The sequence below is a fragment of the Nostoc sp. UHCC 0251 genome (genome assembly GCF_034932245.1).
In the GTDB taxonomy this organism is placed as follows: Bacteria; Cyanobacteriota; Cyanobacteriia; order Cyanobacteriales; family Nostocaceae; genus Nostoc.
Genome location: NZ_JAYGHD010000322.1, coordinates 22297 through 33245 on the forward strand (window position 1 = coordinate 22297; position 10949 = coordinate 33245).

Annotated in this window: 7 protein-coding genes; all 7 read left to right on the forward strand. The window is 40.7% G+C overall.

Annotation, left to right across the window (positions count from 1 at the left end):
- The first annotated feature begins 5 nt into the window (after window positions 1–5).
- Window positions 6–4487 (forward strand): translation initiation factor IF-2 N-terminal domain-containing protein, encoded by a 4482-nt coding sequence (locus tag VB740_RS26430; protein WP_323202827.1) that lies wholly within the window; start codon window positions 6–8, stop codon window positions 4485–4487.
- 132 nt (window positions 4488–4619) lie between these two features.
- Window positions 4620–5216, forward strand: coding sequence for a Uma2 family endonuclease (locus VB740_RS26435; RefSeq protein ID WP_323202828.1), 597 nt, complete (start codon window positions 4620–4622; stop codon window positions 5214–5216).
- A gap of 288 nt (window positions 5217–5504) precedes the next feature.
- Window positions 5505–5999: a hypothetical protein gene (locus VB740_RS26440; RefSeq protein ID WP_323202829.1), complete on the forward strand. Its 495-nt coding sequence runs from the start codon at window positions 5505–5507 to the stop codon at window positions 5997–5999.
- A gap of 41 nt (window positions 6000–6040) precedes the next feature.
- Entirely contained in the window at window positions 6041–6514 is a 474-nt protein-coding gene (locus VB740_RS26445; RefSeq protein ID WP_323202830.1) for a hypothetical protein, read from the forward strand.
- Window positions 6515–6694: 180 nt separating this feature from the next.
- A complete protein-coding gene (locus VB740_RS26450) occupies window positions 6695–7522 on the forward strand; it encodes a P pilus assembly protein, chaperone PapD (RefSeq protein ID WP_323202831.1) in 828 nt (275 codons plus the stop codon).
- A gap of 285 nt (window positions 7523–7807) precedes the next feature.
- Window positions 7808–10378: a carboxypeptidase-like regulatory domain-containing protein gene (locus VB740_RS26455; protein ID WP_416290676.1), complete on the forward strand. Its 2571-nt coding sequence runs from the start codon at window positions 7808–7810 to the stop codon at window positions 10376–10378.
- 177 nt (window positions 10379–10555) lie between these two features.
- Window positions 10556–10810, forward strand: a complete 255-nt coding sequence (locus tag VB740_RS26460; RefSeq protein WP_323202833.1) for a hypothetical protein — start codon at window positions 10556–10558, stop codon at window positions 10808–10810.
- Window positions 10811–10949: the final 139 nt, after the last annotated feature.

Here is a 10949-nt window from a genome sequence, read left to right on the forward strand (position 1 = left end):
ACTGGATGAACAACGGCAAACTCAGAGTCTACGAACTCGCAAAAGAATTAAATTTAGATAGCAAGAAGCTATTAGTCATTTGTGAAAAACTCAAAATTGTAGTCAAAAGCCATACCAGTACAATCTCAGAATCTGAAGTAGAACGCATTCGTTTAGCGGTAAATAAATTAACAGCAAAATCCTCGAAAACTAAAACAACCTCTGAAGATTGGGGCTATACGTTTATAGCTTCAGCAATTGATAGCTTTATCCGCCATCTTGAAGGTGAGGCTGCCTTGAAATCATATTCCGAATTTAGGGAGCGGCGCGATCGCGCCAATGAGCTAATGTATGAATGTGTCGGTAAAAAGCCCTCCCTATTTTATGTACGTCGCAAAGGTGCGGGCAAAGAAGCAAGAGAAGAAATTTGGGATTTGACAATAGCAACAGACTCCGATGATTTTCCATTACCCACAAGACTTGAGAAGCTCAGAAAAACATTAGGGTTTAGAGCGGCTGTACCAAAAGATGGACGCGACGGAATAAAAATACTTTCGGCTCAGTTGTTACAACCCTCATGGGGACACGCCGATAGCTATGCTATACCCTGTCGCTTGCGTTTGCTACCTAATCATCAGCATCATCTCGACATTCCGCCTGCAACATTGAAACGCATCGCCGCCGCGCCAGTTTGTGGCGAAAATGTGCCCACAGAAGATCAGCTTAAGGCTTGGAAAGCGTTTTTGCAAATTGAGGAAAAAATTGCGAAAGCGCGTCAATTTTGCGTGCGTTATGTAAGTCATAACTATAACTTCAAAAGACGAATCAGTTTTGAAATTGATGTAGCCTCAGCCACCCTTGACGGCTTTTATCAAAATTCCCTCGAATTAGAAAACTTTTGGGAACGAGCAAGACGCACAAAAAATGAAGATTTAAAGCTTTTTGAAACTGCTCCCGTCGGCAAAAATTGGATTAGCGGCCGTCAATTAGGGACTGTTGAAGAAGTTGACCCCAACCGTTGTATTATCAGCCTCAGATTAGAACGTGACTTAGCTGAATTCATGGCAACAGAGCGTTATAAGTTGCCAGATACCGGATTTTTGTGTTTTGAAGCAGTTGGTGATATTCAGCAGATTCAGCGCAAGAAAAAAGCTTTAGATGATTTGAATAATGGTTACACCCAAAATCCATATTTAGGAAACTTTTTATTCGATGCTTCTCAGGCTAGACAAATCAAAACAACTGTTGAACTTCAACCACAGGATTTATTATTATCTTCTGCTAATCCTGGTCAGAAAGCAGCAGTAGAAAAGGTACTTGCCGCTAAGGATCTTGTTCTTATCCAAGGGCCACCAGGTACTGGGAAAACTACCGTAATTGCCGAGATTTGCTATCAAATAGCCCTTCGCGGTGGACGGACTCTAATCGCATCTCAAGCCAATTTAGCAGTAGATAACGCCCTGAGTCGATTAGTTCATAACCCTGTAATTCGGGCTGTACGCAAGGGGAGAGCCGAAAAAGTTGGGGAAGAAGGACAGCCATTTTTAGAAGACCAAGTAATTGGCAGATGGCTGGAAAATACAGCGAATGACTGCGAAAACAATCTTACTCAACGGCTGGAAAATATCCAAATTTTCAGTCAATTACTTGCATCATCACAAAGATTTACAGCCTACTTCCAAGCAGAGGAAGAATTCAATCAACAACAAACTAAATTCAATAAGAATAAGTTAAAGATAGAGGCAAATTTTAAAAGTCAAGAAAAATCTTACAATGAAACCGTAGAGAAACAGAACGAAGTTGAATCCCTAATTGCAGGACTGGAAAATATACTTAATACTGCACCAAATATAAACTGGGAAGCTCCAGAAGTTACAGATTTTTTGCCGCTTCTTAAGCCATACACAGAAGGTAACAATTTAGTAGAAGAATTTTTAGCAAATGTTCGTCAAACCATAAAATATACTGATGAACTTGGCTTTGTGCGTCCGGCGCTTGGTGCTTTTGGTTTAGCTGTTTGGTTGCGTGTAACTGTAGCAAGAGAAATTTCTGGATTTAAAACAGCTTTGAGTTCTGCTCAAGAGGCAAGTAAAGCTATATCAGAAGTTGCAGCATCAGTACAGATTGTCCAACAAAATTTCGCCTCATTAAATCAGCTACAACCAGATTATCAGAAATATCTTGCCAAACTGCAAAACATACAGCAAACAATGCAGATATGGGAAAACCGCAAACGCGAAATAGATTATATTATCTCAGCAGTTAAGGAATGGAAATCTACAGCACCTTCTCTTCTCTATCAAACTTTAAAAGAATGTCATCAATCAGGTTTACCACTAACAGAGAATTTAGTAGACTTGCCGTTAGGTTTGTTGATGTTTGCTAATACATTAAAATTACCAATAGTACCAAAAACTTACAAAATTAACCTACCAGAATGGGAGTTATTGACAAAGGCGATCGCTTATGAAATAGACGGTAATTTTACTGATCGGCAGGGTAAACAGCATAACTTTAGTTATTTTTTACAACAAAATTTTAGCCAGATTCCAATGGTGCTATCAAAGAGCGATCGCACCCAATGGCAAGAAACCTATCAACAGTTTAACAATTATCAGCTACTCAACCCCAAACAGCGAAAGTTACTAGTTGAAAATACCCAAATTTTCTTAATTAGAATGCAACGGACTTATGGCAAATCGTGGGAATGGAATAACATAGACTCTACTCTCACGCAGATTACACAAGAATTGCTAGATACAATCCTTGCAAATGCACGTCAATGCGTTTTAAAAGTAAAAACAGAAACCGATCAACAGCTTCAGCATCTCGAACGCCAATTAAATGAACTTCAAAAAAATGAAGTTAGCCAACAGCAAATATCCGTTACTCAAGCTGAAGCCGAAAAAGCACAGCAGGATGCTAATTTGCAACTTGAACGAGTTATTAATATCTTGCAAGAACTTAATCAACAAAATATTCCTACTCAATTACGCATTCTAACTGAACACTATCTCGCAACACAATCAAAGATTTGGGAGCAGCCGCAAGAATTTTCAAATCAAGTGCATTCTTGGGACACTTCCATTAGTCAACTTGAAAACTTAATTTCATTATTAGAACCCTTTGCTGTGTTGGAGATGATTAAAAATTCTCTCTATGAGCATTTATCAAAGCTACAACAAGAAACTGATAATTCTCTACAGCAGCTTCAAAAATTACAAATTAGCCTACGCGAAATAGAACAAAAATTACAACCACAGCCATCAGGAGGTTTAATAGAAGAAAGAAGCTGGTGGTTGACACAATGGCAAACAATACCGGATAAATTTAAACCAGAAAAATTTGCTAATGACTTGTTTAATATAGATTTATTACGCAGCATAAATATTAGCTTTGAATCTTGGCAACAGCAACTACAAAAAGACGAAGCTTATCTCAATAAATATCAGAATTTTGTCCAAGATTGGATAGAAAAATTAAGACAGCCAAATGAACGCGATCGCGACGATTTAAGGCGCACATATTTAGATAATGCCAACGTCGTCGGTATCACCTGTGTTCAAGCTGCAAATAGAGGTTTTTCGGAAGAATTCAAATCTTTCGATGTCGTCATCATTGATGAGGTTAGTAAGTGTACTCCACCAGAGTTACTAATCCCTGCCTTAAAAGGCAAAAAGTTAGTCATGGTAGGCGATCATCGGCAATTACCACCCATGCTTGATACTAGCACTATAGAAGAAGTTGCTCAAACAATGGGTAATACAAGAGATGAACTACAATTTTTAGAAGAATCACTGTTTAAAAGTCAGTTTGAATCTGCTGATGAAAGCATCAAACAAATGTTAACTACACAGTATCGAATGCACCCATTCATTATGGGAGCAATCAATCAGTTCTATGACGGTAAACTAGAATCTGGTATTTTGGAGCCAGACACAAAACGCGCACATCATTTAGCAGGCGAAATTCTCCAAAAATCTCAGCATCTTATTTGGGTAAAAACGCCGATAGAAAAGAGTTTTTTAGAGCAACGAAATGGAACTTCTTACTTTAATAATCCAGAAATTGATGCGATTGAGCGTCTGTGTCACCAATTCGAGACTACTTGGGCTTCTAAAGTTGCTAATGGTGAGCCAAAAAAAGAAATCGCTGTAATTACCTTTTATGGCGCTCAATTAAGAAAAATTGATGAACGTCTACAATCTGAACTTTTCCCTTCATTAGAAATTCGTACTGGTACAGTAGACAGATTTCAAGGCATGGAAAGACCTGTTGTGATTGTGAGTATGGTTCGCAACAATAGCAAAGGAGATGTAGGATTTGCCAAGAAACCAGAACGGGTTAACGTTGCATTTTCCCGCGCTCAAGAACTGCTGATAATTGTTGGTTGCCATGATTTATTTACCCATCAACCAGGTAAAGTAGGAAGCATGTATTCTGAAGTATCAAATATTGTTAGTATTCATAACGGTTTCGTTGATGTTTCTCAAGTAATCCAAGACTAAACACGGCTTTTTTTGTGAATTTAACGCTTAGAAAATAAAAAGCAAATTTTAATATTCTAGAAACACGTTAGAATTAACAAACTGACCTCCAAAACTGATTATTTCTTATTTAGAAACAGACTGGAGACTTTTATGACTACAGCAGCCATTGCTACACCCCTAAAAGAATCACCCCTTTTATTTGAGGGATTAACTTGGAGAGAATTTAAAGCAGTTGAGCAATTATTAGACCGTCCAGGATATCGGCTGTCTTTTCTGGATGGTGTTTTGGAGATCCGAAGAATGCCTGGAGAACCGCACGAAACCGTTAAGGAAAGACTCGGTGCATTATTAGAACTTTACCTGCTCATGGCAGGGTTTGACTTTACCCCAACCGGTTCAATGACCTTAGAAAGTGAATCGGTTGGGGTAAAGCGAGAAGCGGATAAATCTTATAAACTTGCCCCTGGCCGAGTGCGTCCTGATTTGGCGATAGAGGTGGTGTTTACTAGTGGCGGTATCAACAAACTGGAAGCATACAAACGGCTCAAGATTCCCGAAGTGTGGTTTTGGGAAGATGGAGTGTTAGAAGTTTATCACCTGCGTCAAGAGGGCAACACATTTCACTATGAAAAAGTTTCCAGTAGTGAAGAAGTCAAAGGGATCGATCTAGATTTGTTGTTAGGCTGCATTAATATGGTAAATCATGTTGATGCCATCAAAACTTTTCAGCAGGCGCTTCAGAAATAGCTGGCGATTTATGCTAAACCTAATAATCTCAAAAATTTGGTTAATAAAGATTGAGAGGATGTCTGAAAAGTTTTTTTGTATAGGCGTAGCCCGCCGCAGACATCCCACCAATCAACGGATGCAAAAAATTTAATTTTGATAAACCGGAACTGGTACTAAGTTTTTTTACGCAATTTACTCTCAGAGATAAAAATTACGTTTTTTCACGGTCGATAGCGTAGCATTTCATAGTTAATCTAAAAAAAGGCACTGAAACAAGACAACGCTGAGTAATTAGTTAACTCCTTTATGCTTTACCGTCTAGCGTTAACCTCTAGCCTAGTGCTGGCAAGTGCATTAAGCGTGCAGGCATTCGCTCTAGATCAAGCTGTGCTAGCTCAAAGTGTAGATGTTCCGTTCAGTGGAACAGTTCCAGCTGAAGCTACCTTTAGCTCTCCTGCCCCTGGGGCTGCTGAACCAACTATTTCTAGCCAGTCTGGCGGAATTCCGACAAAGTTTGAATCACAAACTCCTGCCACTATTGCTGTACAAAGCAGCACATCTGCCACCGTCTCTGTTTCTCCCCCCAGGCTTGTATCTGGCCCTAGCGCCGATCCATCAGGGACAACGCACATTGGGTTTTTAAAGTTTGGTGCGACCAATGTTCGCAGTGATGTTGGTGGTGGAAGCGCAACTTTGCCCGCAGGTAACACCAATTTTGAGGTGGGTTTGTTGGTAGAGCGACCTGTAGCATTTACGCCGGGAATTTATACCTACGTTGTTACCTTAACGATCGCACCATAACTGTTTTCTCCAACCCTTATTTATTTTAGAAGGATTTAAAAATGATTCGTCGTTCTTTGTTAGCCGCTGCTTTGATAATTGTTGGTTCTGCTGCTCTTGCACCCAAAACAATGGCACAAACTGCTGATGTTCCCTTTACGGGAAATGTCGCTGGTGTCTGCAACTTCGATCAAATTACCCCTGGTAAATTGGGACTCAACCAACAGACTAACCCAACTGCACTAGCGGCAATGTTTCCTGGAGGGGTATTTGGTAAGGTTCTTGTTAGCTGTAACCAAGGTGCCAGAGTGAGTATATCTCAACCACAGCAGACCGGAGGTCCTGGGTTTACACCTATGTTCTCTGTCGGGGAGATCAATTCACCTTTTGGCAGTACGAGTTCTCAAAGTGGTGGTTCTCTGCCGCTGCCTCCTGGTGGCGGTTTGCCTTTGGATATAAACATGATAGTAGATAAAGGCAGTCCCCTTGTTCCTGGAAACTACAGCTATGTAACAACGTTGACTATCGTGCCATAGTCTAAAATTTTTCTAGTTTCCCTTCAGATTGATTGAGAAGAATAGTTGTTGAATATCTTGTCGCTAGAGACTAAATCTTCAAGCGGCAAGATATTTTTCTCATGACCCATAGATAAATAACCCTGCTTTTGGGAACTATAAATCAGGAATTAAATTTACAATTCTACGATAGTTATAAATATGCTCAATAATAATTGGCGCTCTCTAGCTGCTGTTAGTGCTGGCTTATTCGCCCTAATTTTTTTTCCTGTTGCTGCTAAAGCACAAATGAGCGTTTCTCCTCTGGTTATTGAAGCCAAGGCGGAACGCGGACAAGCCCAAGGAATGATCACGATTTCCAATACCAGTAAGACCCCTTCTCGGATTCGGATATATGCTCAACCTTTCACATATAGCCGCGATGCAGGGTTTCAAACCTTATCTTCTAGTCCCAGTGACCTGACAAAATATCTGCAATTCTCACCGCGTGAGTTGACTATCAAACCTGGAGAAGTTCGGCGGGTGCGCCTTATTAGCCGCTTGGCTCCTAATTTACCTGACGGAGAATATCGAGCGGTAGTGTTTAATGAAACTCTCACTGAATCAAAAGATGCCGCTGGTAATAACGTTACTTTGGTAGCAAGAATTGGCGTGACATTATATGTGAGAAAAGGCAACCTTTCTCCCAAACTAGCAATTGATAGTGCCAGTTTTAATCCAGAGCAAAAACAAATTCAACTCTTAGTTCAAAATAGCGGTCAAGCAACTGTTCTCCCTAGTGTAAATTGGACTTTACGCCAAGGGCAAACTGTTGTCAAAACTGGGCAGGTAGATGCTAATGCTGTGGTGGCAAATAGCGATCGCAATTTCTTATTAAATTATCCCAGCAAAGACCAACCAGCCCTCAAACCCGGTCAATATCAGCTAAGTGGTGAGTTGTTCTGGGGCGAAGACAGTAAAAAAAGTAAGTTGCCTTTCAATCTAAATATTACTATTCCTACACAAACGGCTGCATCAGAGAAGAAATAGATTGTGTAACAATTCGTAATTAGTAATTCGTAATTCGTAATTAATAAATTCAAATTCAATTAGGTATCTGTAGCCTGATTTGGGAGAATTAGCCTTGCTGTAAAATACAGCCTTAATATAGATAATTTTGCTTGGTGCGTGGGAATTATATGTTTGTAGAGACGTTGGATTCCAATGTCTCTATTTTTATAGATAGATCTACTGATAAATGCAAAATTTGTGCAACTTCGGTTAGTCAATAAAAGCAAATTTCTGCTAGCTGCGATCGCTCTTATTTGTCAAATTATGATCGCCCCAGCTAAGGCAGATACGCCTACGATTTCCAACCTACAAACACCCACAAGTAACCAATTAGCTAAGGAATCCGAATTTAAAGTTTTTCCCGTAGGATTAAATATAGGGAACCGCAATGTCAATCCTAGCGTTTTAGTGCGTGGTCAAGAAGATGGTTCCCAAGCAATTGATTTTACAAATTGGCTGTTACCCTATGATGCTGTAATTCAAGGGTTGAAATTAAATATTACCACTTTACCTGATGGTCAATTAGAAGTGCGATCGCCTGGTGTTGTGACTCGCATTGATCCAAAAAAACTTCACACTGATCCAGAATTAGGATTAGTCTTTACAATTCAAGATTTACAAACTCTATTTGGCGTAACGGCAAAATTTGATATCAATGAATACGCCATTGTTTTGGATGTTCCAGTCCTAGATCAATCTACTGGCAAACTAGCAGAAACAGAAACTCCGATTCAACTAGAAGGATTACCACACATTTCACCTAAAAGTTTTAGTGTCGCCGCAATTGAACAAAAGGTAAATGCTAGCGGGAGTGCTACCAGATCAACAAGTTATAGAGGTGATTTCCTTGCGGTTGGTAGTGCTTTTGGTGGTTCGTGGTTCATCCGCACCGATCAACCAAATTTACAAAATTCGCAAACTTGGAATATTGCCGAAGCGCAGTTTCTGCGACAAACTAATTCAGCCGATTATTTTGTTGGTTCCCAGCCAACTTTTTGGCAGACTCAAGGAACAGGAGACTATTGGGGTTTTACATCCATTCAACGACAGGGGTTTGTACCACCTCAACCCTTTGGTGGTGGTTCTTCTGATCCTCGCCAACGTTTACAAGCAGATGCTATTGGACGCACAATTTCTGGTAAGACTGAACCTGGGACATTAGCGCGGTTAGTACAAGGTTTTGGCGATCGCGTAATTGCCGAAATTTTAGTTGATTCTTCTGGCATTTACCGCTTTGAAAATATTAAAAGCCAAAATCAATTTTTGGGCAACAATTATCGCGTCTTGCTGTATCCCCAAGGACGACTCACCGCCCAACCAGAAATTCAAGAGGCTACTTTTTCGACAGTACTAGGACAATTACCAGCAGGTGCTTCAGGATTAATCGTTTCTGGTGGGTTACGACGGAATTTTGTGGGAAATCAAAGTCTGTTGGGCAACTTTTCTGACTTTCGGGGGGGAATTGCTGGGCGTTGGGGTTTATCGGAAAATCTGACAGTAGGCTTAGGTGGAGTGTACGACGAATCGCCTAGAGCCTTAGGAGAATTATTTTGGCGTCCTGGAAAGTTACCTTTGCAGGTAGCAGTTTCAGCACTGACGGGTAATAAGTGGGATGTGAACACAGATATTCGCTACAATCCATCATCCAACTTGAGCGCCGCATTTACTAGCGATCGCTTGTCTAGCCGTTTTAATCTAGATTGGCGAGTTTTGCCTCAATTCACCTTATTCGCCAGTACTGACACGGCTGATGCAACATCTGGCGGAATGCAATTTAACTTGAGTGGCAAAGATGCCTTTACCTTTGCCCGTGTCAGCCTAGATACTAAAAGCCGCCTGCGCTGGAATTTGCTGCAACGTCTTGGGAGACTAGAATTAACGCAACGCGGTAACGAAATTGGTAGTTTGTCGGAACTGACTTACAACTTGTCAAAAAACAGCTTTTCTAATACTGGCAGTGCGCTGCTGTTAAATTATGAAACACAGAATCAAAATCGTAGCGACAGCTTGCTAAGTGTGAGTTGGCGCTATCGTTCACAACAACAGGCGATTGATGGCAGCTATCGGTGGGAAGCACAGTTAGGTTATGGCATTGGTTCTCAGGGTAGTGGACTACTAGCCACATTATCCACAACAGTTTTACCCGGTTTGCTACTACGGGCGCGTTATCAAGGTGTATCGCCAAGTTCCGATGAAGCAACTTTCAGCATAGATTTAGCTTCTAGCCTGAATTTACAAGGGGGTATTAGTCCAGGCGATCGCCGTTCTAGTTACTTCCGTACACAAGGCGGACTGCTAATTAAGCCATTTTTTGACCGAAACAATAACGGCAAACAGGATAAAGGCGAAGAAGTTTATACAGATAACGCTGATTTATTGTTGACTCTGAACAATAAACCGCTTAAGTCATTTTTACCACAAATCCAGGGCGAGCGCACTTTAGTGAGGATGTCTCCTGGCGTTTATCGCCTCGACCTCGATCCAGCAGGTTTACCTCCTGATTGGCAGGCTGCGGCTGAATCCTTAGCTGTTGATGTGATTGCTGGTAGTTACACCTCTGTGATGATTCCGCTGATTCGTTCTTACACGCGATCGGGGGTAGTCACGGATACTCAAGGTAAAGCGATCGCAGGCGCACGGGTAGAAGCTATACAACCAGATCAGGGAACTCGGCGTTTTTCTGTCACCAACGGTGCTGGAGTCTATTATTTAGAAGGCTTGCCACAGGGTAAATACACTCTACAAATCAACGGTAAATCTGCTGGTAGCTTGCAATTGCAAGAGTCTTCTGAACCATTCCAAGAGCTTAATTTGCAACAGCCGTCAATCCCTTAACAGACTTCTAAAAAAATAAATTCTTCCAAATTATTTTTAGATTAATCTTTACACAAATCGCAAAAACCTCTTTCCCCTACTCCAGCAAGAATTGCGGTCTAAACGATCAGTATTTAGCCGGACACATTTCTGGAAAAGACATTGTGGCATGTGTAGTAAGAAAGCAACTATCACTTGATGCTCAATTTAGCTCAAGAGGGTCTAATGATTGATCGCTTTTTGAATCTAATTTTTATCGATTCTTTCGCTGTAGTAATTAACCTGACATTTGGTACATTACTTCGCACTAAAATCTGCAATTATTCATGGGATGGAGTTGTAAATGATGAACTTTCAACACCAGAAAGTAGCGCTAGTTCTTCTAAATCTCCATCATCCTTAGAAGAGGTACAAACCACTCATCTTCCATGTAGCGATTCTCATTTGAATTAAATATAAGCTTGCTTAGAGGCGTACATCTGTGCGCTTCTATGAGAATCTATGTTTATTTGTGGTTATTTAGACATCTCCGAAAATGAATGTAGAGACGTAGCACTGCTACGTCTCTACAAGGGTTCTGGGTAACGCATAT